This window comes from Tolypothrix bouteillei VB521301, from assembly GCF_000760695.4.
Classification (GTDB): Bacteria; Cyanobacteriota; Cyanobacteriia; order Cyanobacteriales; family Nostocaceae; genus Scytonema; species Scytonema bouteillei_A.
Window position 1 is genome coordinate 1,062,580 of sequence record NZ_JHEG04000001.1, and the last position, 22,256, is coordinate 1,084,835.

Below are 22,256 nucleotides of genomic sequence, written 5' to 3' on the forward strand. Positions count from 1 at the left end.
CGAGCGCTGTTAACTGTCAGTCAACCAATGGTTAACATCAACCGCCAACTTTTGCCCCAATTTTAGCAATTGACGGCTATAAGTTGCATTTTCTTGATTTACCGTTTTTGTAACTATCTCCGGTAGGATTTGATTGTGCAAACGACTGAAGTATAGTTCCTGGGATCGGTCAAGACAGATACCAAGGTTAAGCTGATACCCCGCATCTATCAATCGTTCCAAGCGTTGGATATCTGCATCTGAGGTCCCACTAGGATCGTATAGTAGCTGCCAGAGAGAATGGAGTATTATCTGCTCTAACATCTGCCTGCCTTCAGGAATATTTAACCGACAATGCAGGTGTTTGGCTTCTGTGGCAACTGCTTCTAACTCTAAAATGTGGTTCCAAGTGGATTTTGGTTCGGATATCTCTTGCTCTAATGCACGTAATGTCATCATACACCGATACCCCAAAGATATCTCTGCTGCTACCTGCAACTCTTGTGGTGCGGGAACTCCATCGCGATGGAATGCCATTAAGACACCGTAATTATCCCTGTATGTTTGTGTGTACAGTTGATCTAAACGTGTCAGGGTTTCCTGACTGAGTAAGTGCATCAGTCGGTGGCGTTCTTCAGCAAATAAATTCTGTAAATTGAATGCTTCTTCACCAAACAATTGCATCATCGCCAGGATTGTGTGTGCTGCACTAGCTTGTTGCAGTGCGCCAAACAGTTTGTCCTTTAACTGGCTGTAACTCCGACGTCCTTGGAAAGGTTGAATGCAACAATGGAAATCCCACCCTCCAAGGTGAAGAACTGCAAACACTAGATGTTCGCTTTCCCAGGTGATTTCTGAAACTAGGTTCAAATTCCCCACTGCCAAAGTTAGCGATCCCATTCTTTGGAGTTGGTAATCGAGTTCGTTGACCGTGTAGCAATAAGCTCTTTTTTGAAAAGCGCTAGCTGCTGAAGCTTGATTGTTGTTGGAAGGAAGCCTGTCGCTTAAAGCCGATCGCTGTCCGTTGAACAATGAGGTAATGGCATGATGGGCTGCAACTTGTTTAAAGCTAATTTGGGCTGTTAGCACAAGTTGGCGGTAAACTTCCGCACCATGTTTGAAGAATTCAACATTACTTGTTGCTACAGCAAGACGTTTGATGAAACCTTTTTCTAACTGTACGCCTGCTACATCTCCTGCAAGTTCCAGCGCACGAGCAGCATACCGAAGAATCTGCGTTCCTTCTGGGCGCGAGATTTCTTCAAAGAACCACCCACAACTGGTGTACATGAGCAAAGCGTGACGCTGCATTTCTAACAAGCGCAAGGCATCTACTTGTTCGGCTGCTGTAAGTTTGTGGTTTTGGTGGCGGGCTAGAAAACGAGTGACATTTTCAGGAGTGCGATCGCGAATCACTTCTATATATCGATCCCGTGCAGACCAGGGATCGCGGAACAATAGCTTGCCATGTTCTTCGTACACGTGGATGAGGCGATCGCGCAACCAATCTAAAGCATCTCTTAATGGACGACGCCATTTTTGATGCCACGTTCCTCCACCACCGCAACCGCAATCATCTTGCCATCTATCTACACCGTGAGCGCAACTCCATGCCGTGACAGGCTTGAGTTCCACCTCCCAAGTCGGAGAATTCAGGCTGAGGTAGTGAGCAAAGTTGGTGACAGTCCAACCCCTGTGGGCAAATTCTTGTGTAAATGCGTAGGCTAGTGTTTTCTCCGTACCGCCTTTATGGTGTCCGAAGGTTTCTCCATCTGTGGCGACAGAAATTAACTGTGCGGGACGGTGATCCCCGCGTACTGCGGAACCAATTCGTCCTGCCAAATGGCTGGAATTATAGAGAACATCACTAAATCCCATATCTCGCGAGATCGGTCCGTCATAAAAGAAGATATCTATGTATGGGAGAGATTGGGGATCGGTGCTTGAGGATTGGGAATTGAGAGTTTTCTGTACCGAGTCCCCAACTCCGCCTTTCTCCTTCAAAAAACACCGATATGGACGTGTGGGATCGATTTGACTACCGCCTACTTCATGCCATTCTGGATTGGAATTGTCTTTTGTTGGCATGAAACGGCAGCGTTGTGCTTGCGATGGGGCAAGGACAATGAAGCGAATCCCTTCGTCAATTAAAGCTTTTAAGGTTGCGTAGTCTACAGCGGTTTCTGCCAACCACATTCCTTCGGGATCGCGACCGAAGCGGGATCGGAAGTCTTCTTTGCCCCAGCGAATTTGGGTGTATTTATCGCGTTCGTTCGCTAGGGGCATAATGATGTGGTTGTATACTTGCGCGATCGCATTACCATGCCCGTTCAACCTTTCGCAGCTCTTGCGATCTGCTTCCAAGATGCGTTGGTAAACTTCCAGATCGTGGCGTTCCAACCACGACATCAGCGTTGGCCCAATATTAAAGCTCAAATACTCATAGTTGTTAACGATCCCCACCAACTCGCCTCGATCGTTTACCACTCTGGCGAAAGCATTGGGACGATAGCATTCAGCATGAATGCGCTCGTTCCAATCATGAAAAGGCGTTGCACCAGGTTGACGCTCAATTGCATCCAAATAAGGGTTTTCCCGTGGTGGTTGGTAAAAATGTCCATGAACTGTTACATAAATACCCGTAGCTTGTCTCAGGGGATCGAGCATTTGGGTGCTTTTGATAGTTTCATGGGACATCAAATTTGTACCAGTACTAGCTGGTAATTCAGCTGCTGAGGTCATGGAGTTATGATTCCAAACACGATAGATAAACTTGCAATTGTGCCTGAGAGCAAAATTTTTATGAAACTTTCTTGCATTGGCTTTGCAATAACAGTGGGGAAAATAGAGCAACTATGATATGTGAATAAATTCCGCTCTTTGCGGTCTAAATATTGGAGTCACTTGCACGCTTAAAACAGCCTTTCAATTAAGTAACCATTGACAAAAGCGGGGTTAGCAGGTTTCATCTTTGGTGGTGCTAAAAACTTAATTGTCTTTTAATATATTACCCTGCATCTTTGTTGTAAAATTCTTCACTTCATCGAAACTTTTGCAACGAAAGATTGCGAAGACGTTTTATATCGCAATCTTATTTTACAAATAAAACTCCAGAAAGGAAACAGTACAATTTCGGAACCGTTCTACTGGAGGGTTGGGAGTATCCTAAATAAGAAGTTGAGGACAGTAGAGACGTGCTATGGCATATATATACAGAAGTGTGATTCTTCACTTTTAACCCTTAACTCCGTTTCTGTTAACTCTTTCAGCTCGAAAATACCCATGTCAGGTAAAAACATCATCTTTTTAGTTTTGTCTTTGTTTATTCCGGTTTCCCTTGCAGCACATTACTTGGAGTGGGGAGATCTCATTGTTTTTGGAACCGCCTGCTTGGCAATTTTACCTTTAGCTGCATGGATGGGAGCAGCTACAGAAGAAATTGCTGTCGTAGTCGGTCCTACCCTAGGAGGATTGTTAAATGCCACTTTTGGTAATGCAACAGAACTGATTATTGCCCTGGTTGCTTTAAAAGCCGGATTGGTCGATGTTGTCAAAGCTAGTATAACGGGCTCGATTATTGGGAATTTACTGCTAGTAATGGGTCTTGCAATGTTTTTAGGCGGACTGCGCCATAAAGAACAGAAATTTCAGTCAGTCGTAGCACGGGTTAATGCATCTTCTATGAATTTGGCAGTCATCGCCATTTTGCTGCCAACAGCAATGAGATTTGGTGCTCAGACAGTTAGCCAACAAACATTGCAACATCTTTCCCTAGCTGTTGCCTTAGTCTTAATAGTTGTCTATGCTTTAACGCTCTTCTTTTCTATGAAAACCCACGCTTACCTCTACGAGGTGGGTGTTGCAGAAACAGTAGAAGAAGAGCATTACAGCAAACCGAACATTTGGTTGTGGGCAGGTGTGTTGCTAGTTTGTACTATTCTAGTCGCATTAGAATCAGAAATGCTAGTCGCATCACTGGAAGTGGCAACAAGTCAATTAGGTTTAACTGCATTATTTACAGGGGTCATTCTTGTACCTATTGTTGGTAATGCTGCGGAACACGCGACAGCCGTCACAGTCGCAATGAAAGACAAGATGGATCTTTCTCTTTCGGTAGCAGTGGGATCGAGCATGCAGATCGCCCTATTTGTGGCTCCTGTCTTAGTTTTAGCAGGTTGGGTACTCGGTCAACCAATGGATTTAAATTTTAATCCCTTTGAACTGGTGGCTGTAGCAGTATCAGTTTTGATTGCAAACAGCATTAGTTCTGATGGAAAGTCAAATTGGCTTGAAGGGGTATTGTTATTGGCTGCTTATACAGTATTGGGATTCGCTTTCTACTACCTTCCGGTTGCGTAGACATAAAGAGAACGTTAAAAAAGCCACCACTTCGGTATTCTTTTCGCTACAACTGTATCTGGTTGGTAGTGCCTAACAAGACCTAACACTTTAGAGCAAAACAACAGGGGTAACTTTGCTTCTGTTTGGGGGAAGATTACCCTGCATGGGTAATGTCAGGGTGGGACTTGCGGCACTACCTTAGATTGATAGAAGAGTAATCTTACACCTTAAATCATTCACGGAGGGTGAATATGACACAAGCTGCCGATTTCAATACAGTGCTTGAGGCTGCTGCTCGCTCCATAAGCTTGCCACTCGTGGTACAAGGTGACAATGGTGATGCTGTGAAATTTCTCCAACAACTTCTAAATGCTTATAGAAGCAAGATTGGGGATGGTAGCACTGCACCACTTCAAGAAGATGGAGATTTTGGTCGTAACACGTTTGCGGCTGTTGTCAGATTTCAACAAGAATACAGAGCAGTTATTGGCGATTCCACTTTTTCTGTTGATGGAAAAGTTGGTCCTTTGACTTGGCGTGCTTTAGGTGATTTTGCTTATCGTCGGTGTCGCTAGTGAGCGAACGGCGATCGCCATTTGGTAAGCAGTTAATCAACAGCTCTGTCACTGGCGATTGTCAACTCACCCGGTACTGGTTCATTCATTTGACCGAACATCATTGAAACAAATACAGGAAGGTTAAATCATGGCTCAAAAGAGTTTGCCGACACTGCAAAATGGCTCTAATGGTGAAGCTGTAAGATTTCTACAACAACTTTTAATCGTTTTTGGCAAGCTAGGTAACAGTGACTTCGATGCCATCTTTGGCAGTAAAACAGAAAGCGCTGTTAAAGAGTTTCAACGCGAACAAAATTTAACAGTGGATGGTAAAGTCGGTCCCCAAACGTGGGGTGCATTGGGTAATCAAACCAAGAATACCTGTGCCCAGTTCTAGTTGGGGATTGGGGGGAGTTAGAGATTCAGGAGTGGAAGTTAGAAGTTACCAGAAGCGGAATGTTCGCGTGCTACGGACTGCTTGTTGTTAAAGCGCAGCAGTCTTGTGCTCCCACTTACTCCTGTACGAACACAATTGATTGCCAAAATCAGATTATACAACGCGATACGGCGGTCTTTCGCCCCCATTCACTTATGTCAGGGCGTAATGTTTTGCGCCCTGACTAATTATTAACACTAACTATAGAGGTGAACCATGACACAAGCTACAGATTTTAATGCCCCAGTTGGAGCTAGTGCTGCTTCTATCGGTCTACCACCAGTGGTACAAGGCGACACTGGCGACGCCGTGAAGTATTTACAACAACTGTTAAATGCTTACAGAAGCAAGATCGGGAATGGAAACGTTACACCAGTCCTGAAAGTAGACGGAAATTTTGGTAGCAACACTTTCTCTGCTGTTGTGCAATTCCAAAAAGAGTACACAGCAGTTAATACTAATAATATAAAATTAGTTGCTGATGGAAAAGTAGGCCCTGCTACTTGGCGGGCTTTGGGCGATTTTGGTTTCCTTAAGTGTCGCCCCTAATTGAGTTAATAACTAAGAAGCATGAAGAATAAAGTCAACACCAATTGATAAATTAAGAGTTTTGTATCCATAACTACCAATGTAGTTTTCATACTTTATCCTTCATTCTTTGCCCTTTTTTTGTCATTTAAAATATTTAGGAAAGTAAATCATGGCTGAGCAAAAATTGCCCCAATTAAAAAAGGACACTACTGGTGACGCTGTAAGATTGCTGCAACAACAATTGATTACTTTTGGATATCTCAGCAGTGGTGGTTTTGACTCAAAATTTGGTTCAGTGACAGAAGAAGCTGTCAAACAATTCCAACGAGACCAGAACTTAAAAGATGATGGGATTGTTGGTTCCAATACTTGGTTAGCATTGGCAAATTGGGCAAATCATTTTTGTCAACAAGTGGCTCCATAATACAGCATTTTTCATCTAAATAAACCACCCCGTTTGTCAGGGCGCAAAGCATTGCGCTCCTACGGGTGTGGTCATTTTACGTAAGAATGCCTGTCAAATTTAAAGTGCAGAACCTCACCGGATTGCTAACTCCATTCTAGAAAATCACCTGTAGTGCTAAATTCACCACCACTCGTTAACCATTAACATTTTTTCCAGTTGTGCCAGTTTTTTGAAAGATAGTTAAAATGAAAAAATGAAATTGATTTATAACTCAATTATTATGTAAGAATTTACAAACGCAGCACAGCCTCAAGGAAAACCACTAGGAAACTTGAGTAAGAACTTGAAGAACAATTTGAGGAACAATCCAAAGCACAATTTATGTCAGCACGAGCATCAGGTTTACCAACTCTAAGATTTGGCTCCTCCGGTCACTCTGTTAGAGTTTTACAACGGCTTTTAGTTTCTAACGGGTACTTTGTAAGAATTGATGGCAATTTCGGTGCTCTCACAGAATCTGCTGTGATGGCTTTTCAAAGCGGTCGGGGTCTAAACCCTGATGGTGTGGTTGGTTCTAGAACTTGGGCTGAATTAACAGGTTAATTAACGCTTCCATGCCAATTAGAAATTAGATTCGGTTTGATGAAACGCGATCGCACAAATCCTATCATCTTAAAAAAAAGAGTGCAACCAGAAATGTAGCTCAATTCAAAATCTAGAGTAGTATGGCTTTGGGTAAGCAGTCAAAGAAAGCATGACTCCTTACCCGTATTCCATATTTATACTTATAACGAAGAGCAAAGACCAGTTTACGGAATCTTTGGAAAAAATTATTACATTTTTTATTTTGTAATTACTGTTTATTCCGGAACAACACCTGTAGTAGTTGTCAAATAAAGCATGGGCCTAGCGTAAAATGTGACACAATGACTGATATTGCCCTGCTGATGACGGGCGTATTGCAAACAGGACAATTTTCTTTACTGAGTTTAGCGAATCAGCTATTTCTTCAGTTAGAGAGCAGCGTGGAAGAGTCAAATCAAGACCAGCTATCTCCGATAGTTTCACTTGCTCAAATTACACCACCTGAATTTATGCAATATGATGAGACAATACAAGTCTCCCCATTAGAACAAACTACAGAAAATGAAAATATAGTGAATCCATCTCAAACAGCTTCTTTTGTGGAGTTGTTAGTAGCGTCAGAAAATACCCCTAAGGTCAATTCTCGTCGTTACAGGCGAAGATTCACTACTAAACGAAGTGGTTACCAAGTGGTAACTGCTATATCTTACGATTATACTAATCAAGCCCTGCCAACTTTAACTTTTGGCAATGAAGGTATTGCTGTTAGAGCTTTACAACGGTTGTTATCGTACAATGGCTACGCTGTTCAAGTTGATGGAGTTTTCGGTGCGCTAACAGAAGCGGCTGTTAAATCTTTTCAAAACCAGCGCAGCATAGCAGTGGATGGCATTGTTGGACAAACAACTTGGTTAGAATTAACACAATGAATTATGAATTATGAATTATGATTATGATAAATTTGATAATTCATAATTCATAATTCATAATTTCTACCGATACTTATGTTGCTCTAAGAGTTGTTGTGCTCTTGGTTTATAAATTAAATAAAATAAAGCTTCTATATAACGCAACAAATCTTCTCGATTTTCTTTGGAAATGAAGTTCCAAAAGCCATATATTCTAGCCAAAGATAGCAATTTGGATGTATGAATTTTCCAGGTATAGGTACTGTAAACTCTTTCAATTCCTTTTTGGGAAATTTGCTCCCAATAATGGGGATTTTGTTCGCAACTCTTGATAAATTCCAAAATTTTCTCACCTGTTTCTTCTAAATTGGTTGGGTTGATGTAAAAACCATTAACTTTGTCTTGAATAATCTCTAATGGACCGCCAAACTGTGTGGCAAAAGTAGGTAATCCTGAAATCATTGATTCTAAAATTGTCAAACCAAAAGCTTCAAACAAAGCGGGTTGTACAAATATTCCCTTACGATCGCCAATGACTCGATACACTTCCCCAGAATCACTTTTTGTCAAACGCACTCCCAACCAACGAACTTTACCTTGAAGATTGTACTCTTCGATGATCCGATAAAGTTTGACGATCTCATCGCGTTCTTCATTATCGCCTGATTCTTCAACTCGCAATTTTCCTGCAATTAATATGAGATTGCAATGTTCTTGCAGCTCTTTGTTTTGACCGAAGCATTGAGCTAAACCGGTCAAGTTCTTAATCCGGTCAAGACGAGCCATTGAGAACAAGGGGCGCTTGTTGGGGTCATCTAAAGTCCCAAAAATTTCCGTTGGATCTTCCAGAGTAAATAGCATTTCTTCTAATCTGGCGCGATCGCTTTCAATTCGGTCTTCGGTACGCGTGTAAGGGAAATAGCAAATTTCGTTAACTCCTGGCGGTACAACGTTAAACTTGGGGCTAAACAGTTCAATCCCATTCACAACGTGGTACAGTTCTGGCATCGTAAAGCACTTAAGAGATTCGTACTGTCCCACACTATCTGGAGTCCCTACAATCTCTTGATAAGTACTGCTAATAATAAAATTGGCAGCATTCATTGCCAACAGATCCGCAGTAAATTGCAATGAAAAATGATACTTATCTTCTAAGTCTTGCCAGTAGAGGTTGCTGAACAAGTACTTAGATTTTTCTAATGCATGGGCAATATTACATTGAGTCACACCCAAACGTCGGGACAGTAAAAATGCGATTAAATTACCATCAGTATAATTACCGACAATTAGATCGGGTCTGCCTTGAAATTCTGCCCGCAGTTCTTTTTCTGCATCAATAGCAAATGTTTCCAGATAAGGCCAAAACTCAAACCGTGAAATCCAATTCTGAGTCATATTGGGATTGAATTCCCGCAAAGGAACTCGCAATATCCAAGCATTTTCTGTGTCGTAGACTTTTTCTAGCCGTTGGTTGCATAAAGTTCCATCACTATTGGAAATCAGGCGGGTAAGAATAATAACTTTGGGTTTAACGTTTAATCCGCCCAACCCAGCCAACATAGCATCTTCTTGCAGTTGCTTCTCTAAATTCTTCGCTTGATCTAGAACGTAAACCACTTGACCGCCAGTGTCGGGACGTCCCAAAACTCCCTCTTGTCCAAACCAACCATGGGCGGATACGAGGACAATTCTAAAAATCATTGGGATGCGAGAAATGAAGGCTTCTAAAGTTAGAGGGTCGGGAGAATCCATGAGTTCATCCAAAATACCCAACGTTTCCCGAACTCGCATGGCGGTGTTTCCCCAACCCGGTTCAAAGCCCATCATCTGTAAGTCAAACCGGAATTCTTCATATGATTGTTCGCTGGGGCGATCGCTTACAAAAGCTAATGCTTTCTTGACTTGGTCTGAAAGTTGCTGCTGTGACTTGATGCGTTCGTTAATCAGCAGTTGCACGCCATTGTACTGGTGGAGGCGCAAAAAATTCAACAAAGATTCCAGACCCTGTTTGGCATCCGCAAATAACTTTCCAGATAAATAGCGGTTGAGGAACTGCACCCCTTTGCCAATATTTTTTGGGTCGCGGATGATGGGTGAGTAATCGTAAAACGGACCAAAATCCAACTCCAGCAAGTCGCCTTCATTGGGGTTGTATTTGTTAACCAAGCGATCGCGCAGATCCAACAGTTCCTGTACTGTCATTGGCTCAATATTTAAATTGGCTGTCAGTCGATAAACTTCTTGACTGGCTATCTTAGGACGGATGATAAAACAGAGACTGGATTCCTCTTGAATAATTTCTTGAGTGTAATAGATTAACTTACCCAAGTGCGAGGCTTTGTAAAACTGTTCTGACTTTTCGTACTTCGAGCAGTATTCACCGTACAAATTGAGGATGTCATTTCGCAGCAGATATTTTTTTTCCTGCTTGCGTAACTCGCTTATCAAAGAACGCAAATCATTTTTCTCTTCACTATCCAAGATGGCTTGAAGTAATTCTGACATGGCAATTCTTATTTATATTTGACATTGAGCTTTCCTTCCAGTTGGAACTAATAGCTAACAGCTACGACATAATTGCAAATTTTTTCAGAAATTAACAATTAGTAATATTCATTTAGCATCAGCCCTCAACTAGTTTACATTTTTACGGTTATCTTATTAACAAGTATTTTGTATTCTAACTAAAGACATAGTCTGTTCTTATTTTTTAATAAAAACCAGCAAGTATCAAGTTAATAAAATGTTGCTAAACTTCATGATAAGGATCGGGAGATCTTCGCCAGATCGAACAGAATGCAGAATTCTTCAAGGATACAGCCGAAGTATAAGGAGCTATACCTTCACCCAGTACAACATTTTGTTTTCCTCTCGTTCCCAGGCTCCATTTGGGAATAAACTCTGTAAGACTCAACCTCGCATGGTAGATTGTTAACGGAATTGGATGGAGCTAAGCGCATGAAATACTTTAAATACTGTTGAAGTTGCATAAGACCTATGGCAATACCAAAAGTCTGAGATGAAACTTTTCAAATCTTCTTCTAAAAGTCATGAAACAAAAATTCATTGAATTAAGTTATTGCGAAAATAAACTTAGATAAACTAAAATAAAGTATCTTATTAAACCAAGATAAATTCCTATTTAGTTATCTATAATTACGATTGTAGTTTTGAATAAGGTTTAAACTCAGTATGAGCCAACCTTCACACCCTACTGTTCAAGATCGCAGTGTAGGCAACATGATGATAATTTCTCTTCTTGCCTTATGTGGTTTAACTTTTATCTTTCTGCTAGGAATTTTTTAGGAGGGCTTTAAAATTACCAATCTGTTTCACTTACTTTTAAATTGCATTCGAGAACCACAGGCGATGGATACTAAGTATCGGTCTGACCAGACAGAGCGCTTATCCATTGCCTTTTATGTTTAATTGACTTAATGAGTTTTTCTCAGGGCGAACGATGGGACTTGAACCCACGAGTGGAGGAACCACAATCCTCTGCCTTAACCACTTGGCTACGCTCGCCATTACATTCCTGAGTATAGCATAACTATCTTAAACGATCTAGTCCTTTTTTTAAAGGAACGTGTTCCGCTAATCTAAAGTCTAATCGCTAAAGCTACTAGCAATTAGGAAAATGAGAGTCTTATCCATTATTGTATGCGTGGGAGTCCTGGGGCTAGCGACTATAGGGTTAGCAATGGCAAGGACAAACCCCAAGCAGGATCGGTATGAAGAATATGCTGTGGAACAGTTATCGGAATACGTGAAAGGCAATGTTTGCAAGAAAACTCCGAATATTTTCGAGAATATTATTAAGTTTAATTGCAATGAACTGGTAGAAGCAGCTAATCCACAAATACGGGATATTATTGCGGCAAGAACAGAAAGGCAAGATTTCTTAATTTTTAGCATTTACCGCACTGACTTAACGCTCAACAACTGGATACCTTCGTATAAATTTGAAACAGTGGGAGCGTTTGATAAATTTTATACTTATAGTATGGAGAAGCAGTAATTTTTAGCGATCGGTAACCAAAGAGAGAACGATCTTCAAACACAACTCTTACTCCAGAAACAGGTGAAACTTGATGAGTATCCTTAGGATTTCTATTAGGTGCAAATAAATTCTTGCTTGAGGCGAAAAACACGTGAGAGAAGTGTCGCCTTAAGCCAAGGCAATAAAGCAGTAGAAAAATTAAGGAGCGTCATTGTGTTTTTACATAAAAAAGAGACAATTAAACCTGTTAACGTTAGCGAGCCAAACCCACGTTTTGCCCAACTGCTTCTAGAGCAGTTTGGTGGTGCTACTGGTGAATTAACAGCTGCTTTGCAATATTGGACGCAATCTTTTCACTGCGAGAATGCTGGGATTCGCGATATGTTACAAGACATTGCCATTGAAGAATTTAGCCATTTGGAAATGGTTGGCAGATTGATCGAAGCTCATACGAAAAATGTCGATCAAACAGAAGCTTATAAAAGCACGCTGTTTGCTGTTAGGGGTGTAGGACCTCATTTGTTAGACAGTCAAGGACAAGCGTGGACAGCAGCATACGTGAATGAAGGTGGTGATGTTGTACGCGATTTACGAGCTAACATCGCAGCAGAAGCGGGTGCGCGTCAAACTTATGAAGAGTTGATTAAATTAGCTCCGGAAGAAGGTACAAAACAGGCGCTAGTTCACCTTCTTACGCGGGAAATTTCTCATACCCAAATGTTTATGAAGGCGCTAGAGTCTTTGGGTAAGTTAACAGACCCATTTTTTGGTAATATCCAACCAGATAGCACTGTGGATATTTACTACAATTTGTCTAGTAACGGCAAAGACGAACGCGGTCCTTGGAATTCAGAACCAACTTTCCGTTATATTGCCGATCCCCAAGTCAAATAATATATTATTGGTTAGTGGTTAGTAGATAGTAGTTATTTGAGGAACTACGACTCCCTTCCGCAAAATGCTTGCCTGTGAACGTAGCGCAGGCAATGCCTTCGAGCATTAGAATGGTGGGTAGCGACCACCCAACTACAAAAGTAATTTTAGAGCCTAAAGGGCGTAACTACTAACCACTAATCACTCACTAGTTTCTACTTTCTAACCAATGCCATCAGCATATCTGCTAGTGTCTCACGGAAGTCACGATCCACGTCCGGAAATTGCTATGCAGCGCCTAGCGGGTCTGTTACATCACAAGCTCGAAAAATATTTGCCCAGCATCGTTAGTAACGATGTTGCAGTCATACCAGATAAATCTTTGGTAGGTACGGCTTATCTAGAACTTAATCCTGAACCCCTACACGAACAAATAAAAACATTTAGCAAAAATGCCCTTGCTTTGGGATGTTGTAGTTTAAAAATTCTACCGTTGTTTCTTCTCCCTGGAGTTCACGTAATGGAGGATATTCCGGTGGAAGTTGCTTTGGCACAACAGTCTTTAGATCGGGGAATTAAAATATATTTACAACCATATTTAGGCAGTCATCCGGGTTTGAAGTTTTTATTGGTTAAGCAATTGGTTTCCATGGAGGTAGAGGGGAAAATTCTTTTAGCGCACGGTAGCCGTCGTCTCGGTTCTGTGTTACCAGTAGAAGCAATGGCAACGTCTTTAAGTGCAGTGACTGCTTATTGGGCACATCCGCCAAGTTTGGAATCGCGGGTACAGGAGTTAGTGACTGCTGGCTGTCGTCGCATTGCAATTTTGCCATATTTCCTATTCGCAGGTGGCATAACTGATGCGATCGCAGGAGCGCAAGAGAAGCTAAAATTACTGTTTCCAGAGGTTAGTTTTCAATTGGCCGACCCTTTGGGAACAAGTGCGGAATTAGCTGATTTGATTTGGGATTTGGTAGAACAATGAACCGCGAAGACACAAAGGGTGCGAAACAAGAGGGGAAGAGAAGTTTGGGAAAAGTTTATTTGGTAGGTGGAGGACCGGGAGATCCTGGGTTAATGACTTTGAAGGGAAAGGGTTTGCTGGAATGTGCGGATGTAGTCGTTTACGATGCTTTAATTAGTCCGGCAATTTTGGCGATGATTAATCCTCAAGCGGAGAAAATTGATGCTGGTAAGCGGCGGGGACGTCATTCTTTATTACAGGAAGAAACGACACAGTTGTTGATTGAGAAGGCGCAGGAGCATGCGATTGTTGTGCGGTTAAAAGGTGGAGATCCTTTTATCTTTGGTCGCGGTGGCGAGGAGATGGAGGAATTGCTTCAGGCTGGTGTATCAGTGGAGGTTGTCCCCGGTATTACATCTGGTATTGCGGCTCCTGCTTATGCTGGCATTCCTTTAACGCATCGCCTGTACAGTTCTTCAGTAACTTTTGTGACCGGGCATGAGTCTGCTGGTAAGTATCGTCCCGCAATTAATTGGAATGCGATCGCTCGCGGCTCGGAAACGATTGTCATCTACATGGGCATTCACAATCTGCCTTACATTGTGGAACAGTTGAGAGAGGGCGGCTTAAGTTTGGAAACACCTATTGCTTTAATACGTTGGGGAACAAGACCGGATCGAGAAGAGCTAATCGGTGCCTTGGGGACAATTGTGGAGCGAGTGGAAGCAACTCAGTTTGCAGCACCTGCTATTGTTGTGATCGGTCCGGTAGTGAATTTGTACGCAACTCTCGGTCATCAATGAACTGCGATCGGTAACCGGGATTAAGGTGTCACTGGTTACTATTCATTGTTTACAACCGCTGCTAAAATATCAGTGTAAGTTGAGTTCTTTTGATTGTTTGAATGTTCTTGAATTTCTTGAAAAACTGGATAGCAAAAAGTTGTGAACCACTGTTCGTCCACAGCACGATTTTCTGAATATAATTTGACAATTTGACAGAGCCAATCAACTCCAGATAGTAATAAATTCAGGAGATCGGGGTCGGTTTCTAAGGAGCTGTTGTGATTTTTTAAAAAAATTAAATAGTCTTCCAAACAATGAGCTAAATGACTGAGTACTTGAAATCCCATGAGACTAGCACCACCTTTTATGGAATGAACTGCTCTCAGTCCTGCATTAATTCTTGGTAAGGTGAGTTGACGATGGATCTGAATTTCAAATAATACAATTTCCAAAGTACTAATATCATTGGTAGCTTTTTCTATAAATTGCATTTGAAGCTGTAGTTGTTGGTCTCGTAACATAATAAATGTCATGCATTACGAGTCATTGTTGTTACAAACTTTATTGCAACGACAATAACTTCTTGAGTGGGCTTTATGGGTGTCGAAAATTTTTGGTAAAAATTAGACTTGAAATAACACCTTCAATGTGAGGGGATGCGAGTTTAGTATAACGACTAATTGAAAAAGTATTGTACTTTTTCAATAGCATGATATATTTTGAAGCTAGATAACAATTTAAAACTGCTCGCTATGAGCATTATCCAATAATAATTCTCAAACGTGGAGTGATGGGACTCCTCCTTTCCCGATAATTCTATTATCTACCGGTATTGGATGACAATGCCCACCTGCACAACAGATTTTATCGGCTCTACGACCGCGTCCACCTTTTCAGGTATCGCGCTCCAAACGTTTCTTCTCTCTCTCCTTTCATCGAATTCCTTGAAATACCCCGTCTATCGAACTCATCTTAAAGAGGTATCCCAGAGTACTAATTGTGGGATAGTTAACTTCCCGAAATCTTTGAGAACAGAAAGGAAGCAGTTTTTATGGTTCGTAATCTGGTGGTAACTCCAAAACAATTTCACCAAGTAACCCTTTGCGAAAGTCTGTTAATAATTGTCTTGCAGTTCGTTCTACATCACCTTTATATCGGTGTTCTGCCAAAGCTTGTAAATAAGCTTCTCCGGTAAAAGGCGCTGGGTCAAGTGTGTAACGGGCGTATAAGGGTTGTTTTGGTAATAGATGAGGTGCTGTAGCTTCTAAATCTTTCAGTAAATCTACTAATGCAGCTGATACTAATTGAGTATCGTAAGAAGCATCGCCAATATCATCACAAATAGCTAATTTTACTCCATTCCCTTGATTTTCCAATCTACTGGGAATCACACCAGGTGAATCTAACAATTCTATTTGATCGGAAATTCTTACCCATCGCAATTGACGAGTTACACCGGGACGTGCAGCACTTTCTACAACTCGCCGCCCTAACAAACGGTTAATTAACGCTGATTTGCCTACATTGGGAAAACCAATGACTACAGCACGCACCGGACGGGGTAACATTCCACGATTTTTCCGACGTTCATTAATGACCACGCCAGCAGCTTGCGCTGCTTTTGACACTGCAGCAACTCCTTGACCTTGTTGGGCGTTAGTAAAGTAAGGAACTTCTCCCTGTTGTTTGAACCATTCTATCCATGTTTGCCGTGCTTGAGGCAAGAGCATATCCACTCGGTTCAGTACTAACACCCGTGGTTTGCTTCCTATCCACTCATTGATTTGGGGATGGTGCGTTGCTAGGGGAATACGGGCGTCACGTACTTCCAGAACCACATCTACAAGCTTGAGATGTTCTTTTAATGCTTTTTCCGCCTTAGCAATATGACCTGGATACCATTGGATCAGGTTTAACTTGTAGTTTTGAGTTAGTGCCATTTTGATTAAACCTGTTGGGAGCGATAGAAATCTTCAGTTATTCCCCGTAATGTGGGACGTCCTTGTCTGTCTGACCTATTAAGTTTAAGGAGTTAAGTGGGCTATATCCCCAACTTCTTACAGAAGTCGGGGATCGTGAAAACTTTCAAAACCAATACGGTCAAGTACTACTGAATTATAGCTGAGTTGGTTGTGTAGGAGTTTTTTCAGTAGTCGTAACGACTCTGCCTAAAATCTTTTGCGGGGTATATAACTGGTGCAATCCCAACAAAAGCAATAAAACCCCTATTTGTACAATTGATGGAACTAAAAGAAATCCCATCAGCAATAATATGGCTCCAGCAAACACAACTGCAATGCGATAAACCTCTTCAGTTATCTTGAGTCCAAGCCAAACACTACTTATACCGATAATGAGTAAGACCAAATAGCTAAATAGCATAATTATTTCCTCAAATATACTGTAAGTTAATAGCTGTACCAAACCTAGATAGCTTCGCAATCACTTAAAAGCAATTATCAATATGGAAATATCGAACTAATTCGATGTAATCAGATAGGATAGCTCTCAGACAATGGGATAAATACTACTTAATCGCAAAAGTTGTAAAAATTTACAGTTCCTTCGCTACAAGAGATACAAATTTAGAAAATGCTTCTTCATTGCGTCGGTAGTAAGTACATTGTCCCTGACGGGTAGCGACTACTAGCCCTGCAGCCTCTAACACAGATAGATAGTGAGATACAGTGGACTGAGCCAAGCCAGTTTTCTTTTGAATACAACTAACGCATATTCCTACACTATAAGGATCTACGTCTTGATTTGGGAAATACTTCTCTGGCTCTTTTAACCAATGCAGGATTTGGAGCCGAGTTTCATTTGAAAGTGCTTTGAATATATCTATAGTATCCATACCTGTGATTATTATATCGAGATTTAGCGATATGTCAAATTGTATTTTTAGCTAAGTGGTTGGTGGAACAGCAATTAACGCCTGTATGGGCGCAACGCCTTTCACTCCTACTAACTACCCACTATCTTTGTCATTTGAAACAACTGCTGGGCGTTCTTTCCTAAAAACGCATCAAAAAGTTCTTGCTTACCTGGTTCCACTTCTATCAGATACCGCTCGGCAAGTTCGTAATAAGCGTAAGTCCACGGAATTTGAATTTCTGTATCTGTTGAATCATCAAGAACCGATACAATTTCAGTCACCGCTTGAGTTGCTGTTTGTCGCAATCCACAGGTAACATCACCTTCAATTTCCTCCTTCATGGGTACACCTAAGTTAACTAAAGCACGGACAGTGGTTTCAATATCTGGATAGGCTAAAGTGTTTTGGCGGTTAACATATCCTGTAAAATGGTTAACTGCATAACCATGTAGCAATACCCAAGCACCATATTGTGTCACTTTGTTAACTTGTTCTACCACAAATCGCTTTGGAGGTTGCCAAGGAGTAGAAAAGACTCTTGAAAGTTCTTTAGCAAGACGCTCCGTACTATCGCTAAATGTATTAAAAATGGCAGAAGAACTTAGTAAATTAACACCAGCCACGGTTTTACGAATGAGTTGCACGATATTGTCTGGTAACTCATCTACAATTAATTCACTAATAAACAGTTTGGGTAAATCAAATTCTTCTTGTTGGGGATGGCGATAGTGACGGGCATAAAGGTGGGTTTCAGGAAAAGAATATTCTCCTGCCGCTTCATAACCTAAAATTTGGACGAGTTGCTCTAAATAATCAATTCCTAACTTCACTCTACGCTGCGGACTATCTACACTCATACGTAAAGACCTAAAAGCAATGTGGTCGTTAGCAACAGTTCCACCCGCTTTCTCAATCATCTGCGTGTAGGTTCGGGCGTAAGTCACCCTGCTACTATAGTCTTTCCAAAGTAAGTCCCAAAGATGACGGGCAATTTCGGGTTTCATAGAATTTAGGATTATATCTTCAACTCATGATAACCTCATGCAAAGGCAGAAGTTTGAGGGCAGAAGTTTGATTTACCATCGTTGTCAAATTTTTTGCACCCGTCAGATTGGTGTTTGCATGGAGCCGAACGGACGATGTACCGTTATTATTAGGGCGCATGAATTTTTTCTTGGAATTTGATGTCTGCTTTTATCGTTCCCAAACGACATTTGAATTGCGTCCAAAATCGCATACACTCTACCAGAAGTATGGTACGAGCAAACCCGATCGCGCTATTTAGAGCCGTGTTTGAGCGAGATCCGGCAGTCTAGCCGTTAAGCACAAAGGCTTCTTGCCCTCAATATATATGCCCCCGTGCTACCGCTCGCGCCTTTATATCTGTGGCTGACGCCAAAGCCCAACTTGTGAATCATAACTCAAGCTAATATTTCAAATCACTTCTAATAAAGAAACGGGTATTGTAAAGTTGTGTAAACATATGTAAATTAAAGACACAGGCGCACAAAAAGCCTGATTCATTCATAAAAAACAACCGCAATTATAAAACCATGACAGCAACCTTACAGCGTCGCGAAAGCGCAAGTGTATGGGAGCAATTCTGTAACTGGATCACCTCCACCGAAAACCGCCTTTATGTCGGCTGGTTCGGCGTGTTGATGATCCCCACACTGCTCTCGGCGGCAATCTGCTTCATCATCGCCTTCATCGCTGCTCCTCCTGTAGACATCGATGGTATCCGCGAACCTGTTGCAGGTTCTTTGCTCTACGGTAACAACATCATCTCTGGTGCAGTTGTTCCCTCTTCCAACGCCATCGGTCTTCACTTCTACCCCATCTGGGAAGCCGCTTCCTTGGATGAGTGGTTGTACAACGGCGGTCCATACCAGTTGGTGATTTTCCACTTCCTGATTGGCGTATTCTGCTACTTGGGTCGTGAGTGGGAATTGTCCTACCGCTTGGGTATGCGTCCTTGGATCTGCGTAGCGTTCAGCGCACCTGTAGCAGCAGCTACCGCAGTGTTCTTGATCTACCCCATCGGTCAAGGTTCCTTCTCTGACGGTATGCCTTTAGGAATCTCTGGAACCTTCAACTTCATGTTGGTGTTCCAAGCAGAGCACAACATCCTCATGCATCCCTTCCACCAGTTAGGTGTAGCAGGTGTATTCGGTGGTTCTCTGTTCAGTGCGATGCACGGAAGCTTGGTAACTTCTTCCTTGGTACGTGAAACAACCGAAACCGAGTCACAGAACTACGGTTACAAGTTCGGACAAGAGGAAGAGACCTACAACATCGTCGCAGCACACGGCTACTTCGGAAGGCTTATCTTCCAATACGCATCATTCAACAACAGTCGTTCGTTGCACTTCTTCTTGGCAGCGTGGCCAGTAGTAGGCATCTGGTTCACCGCACTCGGCATCAGCACTATGGCGTTCAACCTCAACGGCTTCAACTTCAACCAATCGGTAATTGACTCCCAAGGTCGTGCGATTGGCACCTGGGCAGACATCCTCAACCGCGCTAACCTCGGTATGGAAGTCATGCACGAGCGCAACGCTCACAACTTCCCTCTCGACTTGGCATCTGCTGAAGTCGCACCTGTTGCAATCAGCGCTCCTGCTATCAACGGTTAATCATAGCAGTACGCGACTAAGAAGCATCAATAACTAAATACAAGGCGCTCTCCTTTTGTGAGAGCGCCTTGTTCCGTTTGGAGATACCTACGGTTAATTAATTATTAGGAATAGGTGCGATATTAAATGCAATACCCGTGAATCAATTTGTATTTCACACCCTCAACCTAAAACTTTATCATTCTCCAAAATTCTGGATAACCATATTGGAGCTATTTGGTATTTTGTTCATCACTATTCACTTTCAAAAAAATTTGTAGTACACCCTTGACACTATATAATACATTAAGTAGTATATATGTAGTGAAGGAAGCGAGCCTCTTCAAAAGGCATAGCGCTAATACTTCACAACCTTAAAAATTTCACAGATTGCCACCTAACTTGGGCGTGTAGCTCAGTTAGTTAAGAGTGCCTCTCTGTAAAACAGGAACTCGCGAGTATCTCCGATAAAGACGCTGAGTCGCTGGCGCGACACGCTAAGCGCCAAACGCACGCTCCGCGATGCGAAGCTATGCCCGTAAGGGCTATACGCGATGCCGCAGGCTATGCCCGCAAGGGCTATACGCGAACGAGTTTCGTCATCCCCGTATAGCCGCCTTGTGGACTCTCCCGTCGGTACTGCCTTATGGGTCGGTTTACAAGCTAGGTGTAAGCAACAGTCTGTAAAACAGCCGTGATGGCGCAAAACGCCTGCCGGAGGCGATAAGCTGCGTACAGCTTGCGCTTCGCGATCGCTTTGCTAGTTCAATTATTGCCCTGTGGTGTAACTGGCAACATCTCTCGCTTTGAACGAGGAGACTCCAGGTTCAAACCCTGGCAGGGCAGTCACATTATCCTTCTATAGCCCAACTAGAAGAGGCGGCTGGTTTACAGGTATTTCCTACGGAGACACACTCGCGTTCAAGTCTCATTAGATACCCATACATGGAAGCTGTCCGGCATGGACGAGGAAACCGCCTCGAAAGCGGCTGCGGTTAACGCCGTCAAGAGTTCGATTCTCTTAGCTTCCGTTTTTGCACTTTTACCAAAATTGTAATTGTAGTAGCACGTATGAGTAAGGATTCATTGGATCTAATGACTGCCAATATTGTTCAGCCAATTGCATAAATCTCCAACCCATAACATATAAATTCATAACTCAATCAACTTCGCTCCACATTAGGTAACGGAGCAAAAGATAACTTTATCCCTGCGGTTAATTACAGACTAACTTTTGTCTAAAACCCTTTTACTTGAATTTAAGTCGTTTTAGTCTCTGAGGTGGAACTGTCTCTACGCTACAGCTATGTGAAAGGACAAGGTATGTTTAACAGAGTCAGCAAATAATTAACTTTCGCTAGATAAAGTACGCCGCCAGTACGTAGGACGCCAGTAATAAAGTTGAGTCCTATCATCAGGATAGGGCGTTTTGTCATTTATTAGAGGCAATGGTTTGTCTATTACAATATCTGAACTAGCATTCACAATGAAAATCCTCTCCGGCTGAAAGTCTTCAATATTGTCAACATCAAGATTAATAACTCGCCATTCGGGGTCTCGAATATCACTTGAGGTAGGACGGCGGGCATGGGGTTGACAAGTGGACTCGCACGCACCAAACTCAATGTAATTGAGCTGACCGACAAGCAGCGACACATTATTTGCACTCCTGTCTACGCAAGCAAAACGCAATTGAAATACGTCATCTTCCCAGAAACAGATTGGGCAAATATCATACGAACCGGGTGGTTCATCAAAGATAAGATAACCGCAACAAGGGCATGGATAACTTGTGTGCTCGGTCATACTTGCTAAAAATCCACATGACGGCTGAGAACCGCAAACACAGTTTGGCTACAAATTCTCTATTGTATTTTCCAGTTTGATAAAAAAGCTGCAACTCACTTTTCCAATTCCAACTAAAATCTGATAGACCAACTGCAAGAAAGGCAAGGGCTCGTTGTACCGCTCATCACTGGCTTTTATAGCGAATAAGGACGCACTTGAGAAGTAGGAAAAACGAAGTAATTCGTAGTGTGCGATTCGTTCACTCGAAATGAGTAATAAATTATTCAGGGATGAGTGGCAGGGAATAAGAACCGAGTAATCGGAACAGAACCTTTGACAACTAGATGACCATGAGGGTGACTCCGAGGAAATCCTAGAGTACATAAGAGAAGTCCCTCCCCGTAGGTGCAACGGTGACAGCATCACCCCTAGGGTAGCGACTAGCCATCAATCCCTAAAGCGGGGTGAGAAGGAGGTAAAACTGGTAGCCTAAACTGGTTCCCTTCGAGCATAAACCTACGAGCAGCGCAAGCGAAGATGCGTAACCGTCGTTATTACTAACCAGCGAAATAAGGCTGAACGCGCTGGAGCCAAAAAAAAAAGGCAACGGATA

Annotated in this window: 20 protein-coding genes, 3 tRNA genes and 1 pseudogene; 15 read left to right on the forward strand and 9 right to left on the reverse strand. The window is 42.3% G+C overall.

Annotation, left to right across the window (positions count from 1 at the left end; translation table 11 throughout):
- Positions 1-9: 9 nt before the first annotated feature.
- Positions 10-2,721 (reverse strand): DUF3536 domain-containing protein, encoded by a 2,712-nt coding sequence (locus HC643_RS04045; protein ID WP_038075447.1) that lies wholly within the window; start codon positions 2,719-2,721, stop codon positions 10-12.
- 540 nt (positions 2,722-3,261) lie between these two features.
- Between HC643_RS04045 and cax the strand changes: the two genes are divergently transcribed.
- The 7 genes from cax to HC643_RS04080 all read left to right on the forward strand — a co-directional run bounded on the left by cax (position 3,262) and on the right by HC643_RS04080 (position 7,764).
- Entirely contained in the window at positions 3,262-4,338 is a 1,077-nt protein-coding gene (cax, locus tag HC643_RS04050) for a calcium/proton exchanger (RefSeq protein ID WP_038075444.1), read from the forward strand.
- A gap of 233 nt (positions 4,339-4,571) precedes the next feature.
- Positions 4,572-4,895, forward strand: coding sequence for a peptidoglycan-binding domain-containing protein (locus HC643_RS04055; RefSeq protein ID WP_038075440.1), 324 nt, complete (start codon positions 4,572-4,574; stop codon positions 4,893-4,895).
- A gap of 130 nt (positions 4,896-5,025) precedes the next feature.
- Positions 5,026-5,274: a peptidoglycan-binding domain-containing protein gene (locus tag HC643_RS04060; RefSeq protein ID WP_038075437.1), complete on the forward strand. Its 249-nt coding sequence runs from the start codon at positions 5,026-5,028 to the stop codon at positions 5,272-5,274.
- A gap of 255 nt (positions 5,275-5,529) precedes the next feature.
- A complete protein-coding gene (locus HC643_RS04065; RefSeq protein ID WP_038075435.1) occupies positions 5,530-5,862 on the forward strand; it encodes a peptidoglycan-binding domain-containing protein in 333 nt (110 codons plus the stop codon).
- A gap of 151 nt (positions 5,863-6,013) precedes the next feature.
- Positions 6,014-6,268 (forward strand): peptidoglycan-binding domain-containing protein, encoded by a 255-nt coding sequence (locus tag HC643_RS04070; protein ID WP_050045581.1) that lies wholly within the window; start codon positions 6,014-6,016, stop codon positions 6,266-6,268.
- Positions 6,269-6,631: 363 nt separating this feature from the next.
- A complete protein-coding gene (locus HC643_RS04075; RefSeq protein WP_033335405.1) occupies positions 6,632-6,853 on the forward strand; it encodes a peptidoglycan-binding domain-containing protein in 222 nt (73 codons plus the stop codon).
- A 323-nt stretch (positions 6,854-7,176) separates the two neighbouring features.
- Positions 7,177-7,764, forward strand: coding sequence for a peptidoglycan-binding domain-containing protein (locus HC643_RS04080; RefSeq protein ID WP_038075432.1), 588 nt, complete (start codon positions 7,177-7,179; stop codon positions 7,762-7,764).
- A gap of 63 nt (positions 7,765-7,827) precedes the next feature.
- Here the strand turns inward: HC643_RS04080 and HC643_RS04085 are convergent, their stop codons facing one another.
- Both HC643_RS04085 and HC643_RS04090 read right to left on the reverse strand, forming a co-directional pair.
- Positions 7,828-10,248 carry a sucrose synthase gene (locus HC643_RS04085; RefSeq protein WP_038075430.1) on the reverse strand — a complete coding sequence of 807 codons (2,421 nt, stop codon included), beginning with the start codon at positions 10,246-10,248 and terminating at the stop codon, positions 7,828-7,830.
- Between the two features lie 947 nt (positions 10,249-11,195).
- Positions 11,196-11,268 (reverse strand) — tRNA-His (locus HC643_RS04090).
- Between the two features lie 112 nt (positions 11,269-11,380).
- Here HC643_RS04090 and HC643_RS04095 point away from each other — a divergent pair.
- From HC643_RS04095 to cobA, 4 genes are all read left to right on the forward strand, one after another.
- Positions 11,381-11,761: a DUF4359 domain-containing protein gene (locus HC643_RS04095; RefSeq protein ID WP_038075427.1), complete on the forward strand. Its 381-nt coding sequence runs from the start codon at positions 11,381-11,383 to the stop codon at positions 11,759-11,761.
- A 195-nt stretch (positions 11,762-11,956) separates the two neighbouring features.
- Entirely contained in the window at positions 11,957-12,637 is a 681-nt protein-coding gene (locus tag HC643_RS04100; RefSeq protein ID WP_038075621.1) for a manganese catalase family protein, read from the forward strand.
- 208 nt (positions 12,638-12,845) lie between these two features.
- Positions 12,846-13,601, forward strand: a complete 756-nt coding sequence (locus HC643_RS04105) for a sirohydrochlorin chelatase (protein WP_038075425.1) — start codon at positions 12,846-12,848, stop codon at positions 13,599-13,601.
- Positions 13,598-14,383 carry a uroporphyrinogen-III C-methyltransferase gene (gene cobA, locus HC643_RS04110; protein WP_038075423.1) on the forward strand — a complete coding sequence of 262 codons (786 nt, stop codon included), beginning with the start codon at positions 13,598-13,600 and terminating at the stop codon, positions 14,381-14,383. The genes HC643_RS04105 and cobA overlap by 4 nt, the downstream gene beginning before the upstream one ends.
- 38 nt (positions 14,384-14,421) lie before the next feature.
- On the opposite strand, the gene HC643_RS04115 is transcribed toward cobA, so the two are convergent.
- The 5 genes from HC643_RS04115 to HC643_RS04135 form a co-directional block, all read right to left on the reverse strand.
- Complete coding sequence (locus HC643_RS04115; RefSeq protein ID WP_038075421.1) at positions 14,422-14,898, reverse strand: Hpt domain-containing protein; 477 nt, start codon at positions 14,896-14,898, stop codon at positions 14,422-14,424.
- 516 nt (positions 14,899-15,414) lie between these two features.
- Positions 15,415-16,305 carry a ribosome biogenesis GTPase YlqF gene (gene ylqF / locus HC643_RS04120; RefSeq protein ID WP_038075418.1) on the reverse strand — a complete coding sequence of 297 codons (891 nt, stop codon included), beginning with the start codon at positions 16,303-16,305 and terminating at the stop codon, positions 15,415-15,417.
- A 175-nt stretch (positions 16,306-16,480) separates the two neighbouring features.
- Positions 16,481-16,747, reverse strand: a complete 267-nt coding sequence (locus tag HC643_RS04125) for a hypothetical protein (RefSeq protein WP_050045579.1) — start codon at positions 16,745-16,747, stop codon at positions 16,481-16,483.
- Between the two features lie 172 nt (positions 16,748-16,919).
- Positions 16,920-17,219 carry an ArsR/SmtB family transcription factor gene (locus HC643_RS04130; protein ID WP_038075415.1) on the reverse strand — a complete coding sequence of 100 codons (300 nt, stop codon included), beginning with the start codon at positions 17,217-17,219 and terminating at the stop codon, positions 16,920-16,922.
- A gap of 110 nt (positions 17,220-17,329) precedes the next feature.
- The gene (locus HC643_RS04135; protein WP_038075412.1) at positions 17,330-18,244 is read right to left on the reverse strand and encodes a DUF1338 domain-containing protein; all 915 of its coding nucleotides are present in this window, start codon (positions 18,242-18,244) and stop codon (positions 17,330-17,332) included.
- A 92-nt stretch (positions 18,245-18,336) separates the two neighbouring features.
- Here HC643_RS04135 and HC643_RS04145 point away from each other — a divergent pair.
- The 4 genes and pseudogenes from HC643_RS04145 to HC643_RS04165 form a co-directional block, all read left to right on the forward strand.
- Positions 18,337-18,525, forward strand: a pseudogene (locus HC643_RS04145) (hypothetical protein); the annotation flags it as partial.
- A gap of 268 nt (positions 18,526-18,793) precedes the next feature.
- Positions 18,794-19,876, forward strand: a complete 1,083-nt coding sequence (gene psbA / locus HC643_RS04150) for a photosystem II q(b) protein (protein ID WP_038074736.1) — start codon at positions 18,794-18,796, stop codon at positions 19,874-19,876.
- A 752-nt stretch (positions 19,877-20,628) separates the two neighbouring features.
- Positions 20,629-20,701, forward strand: a tRNA-Gln gene (locus HC643_RS04160).
- Positions 20,702-20,802: 101 nt separating this feature from the next.
- Positions 20,803-20,886, forward strand: a tRNA-Ser gene (locus tag HC643_RS04165).
- A gap of 316 nt (positions 20,887-21,202) precedes the next feature.
- On the opposite strand, the gene HC643_RS04170 is transcribed toward HC643_RS04165, so the two are convergent.
- Complete coding sequence (locus tag HC643_RS04170) at positions 21,203-21,661, reverse strand: CPCC family cysteine-rich protein (protein WP_050045578.1); 459 nt, start codon at positions 21,659-21,661, stop codon at positions 21,203-21,205.
- Positions 21,662-22,256 lie beyond the last annotated feature (595 nt).

Coding starts and splice junctions, on each gene's coding strand:
- HC643_RS04045 (WP_038075447.1), bottom strand. CDS start 2,721: ATGACCTCAGCAGCTGAATTACCAGCTAGTACTGGTACAAATTTGATG.
- cax (WP_038075444.1), top strand. CDS start 3,262: ATGTCAGGTAAAAACATCATCTTTTTAGTTTTGTCTTTGTTTATTCCG.
- HC643_RS04055 (WP_038075440.1), top strand. CDS start 4,572: ATGACACAAGCTGCCGATTTCAATACAGTGCTTGAGGCTGCTGCTCGC.
- HC643_RS04060 (WP_038075437.1), top strand. CDS start 5,026: ATGGCTCAAAAGAGTTTGCCGACACTGCAAAATGGCTCTAATGGTGAA.
- HC643_RS04065 (WP_038075435.1), top strand. CDS start 5,530: ATGACACAAGCTACAGATTTTAATGCCCCAGTTGGAGCTAGTGCTGCT.
- HC643_RS04070 (WP_050045581.1), top strand. CDS start 6,014: ATGGCTGAGCAAAAATTGCCCCAATTAAAAAAGGACACTACTGGTGAC.
- HC643_RS04075 (WP_033335405.1), top strand. CDS start 6,632: ATGTCAGCACGAGCATCAGGTTTACCAACTCTAAGATTTGGCTCCTCC.
- HC643_RS04080 (WP_038075432.1), top strand. CDS start 7,177: ATGACTGATATTGCCCTGCTGATGACGGGCGTATTGCAAACAGGACAA.
- HC643_RS04085 (WP_038075430.1), bottom strand. CDS start 10,248: ATGTCAGAATTACTTCAAGCCATCTTGGATAGTGAAGAGAAAAATGAT.
- HC643_RS04095 (WP_038075427.1), top strand. CDS start 11,381: ATGAGAGTCTTATCCATTATTGTATGCGTGGGAGTCCTGGGGCTAGCG.
- HC643_RS04105 (WP_038075425.1), top strand. CDS start 12,846: ATGCCATCAGCATATCTGCTAGTGTCTCACGGAAGTCACGATCCACGT.
- cobA (WP_038075423.1), top strand. CDS start 13,598: ATGAACCGCGAAGACACAAAGGGTGCGAAACAAGAGGGGAAGAGAAGT.
- HC643_RS04115 (WP_038075421.1), bottom strand. CDS start 14,898: ATGACATTTATTATGTTACGAGACCAACAACTACAGCTTCAAATGCAA.
- ylqF (WP_038075418.1), bottom strand. CDS start 16,305: ATGGCACTAACTCAAAACTACAAGTTAAACCTGATCCAATGGTATCCA.
- HC643_RS04125 (WP_050045579.1), bottom strand. CDS start 16,747: ATGCTATTTAGCTATTTGGTCTTACTCATTATCGGTATAAGTAGTGTT.
- HC643_RS04130 (WP_038075415.1), bottom strand. CDS start 17,219: ATGGATACTATAGATATATTCAAAGCACTTTCAAATGAAACTCGGCTC.
- HC643_RS04135 (WP_038075412.1), bottom strand. CDS start 18,244: ATGAAACCCGAAATTGCCCGTCATCTTTGGGACTTACTTTGGAAAGAC.
- psbA (WP_038074736.1), top strand. CDS start 18,794: ATGACAGCAACCTTACAGCGTCGCGAAAGCGCAAGTGTATGGGAGCAA.
- HC643_RS04170 (WP_050045578.1), bottom strand. CDS start 21,661: ATGACCGAGCACACAAGTTATCCATGCCCTTGTTGCGGTTATCTTATC.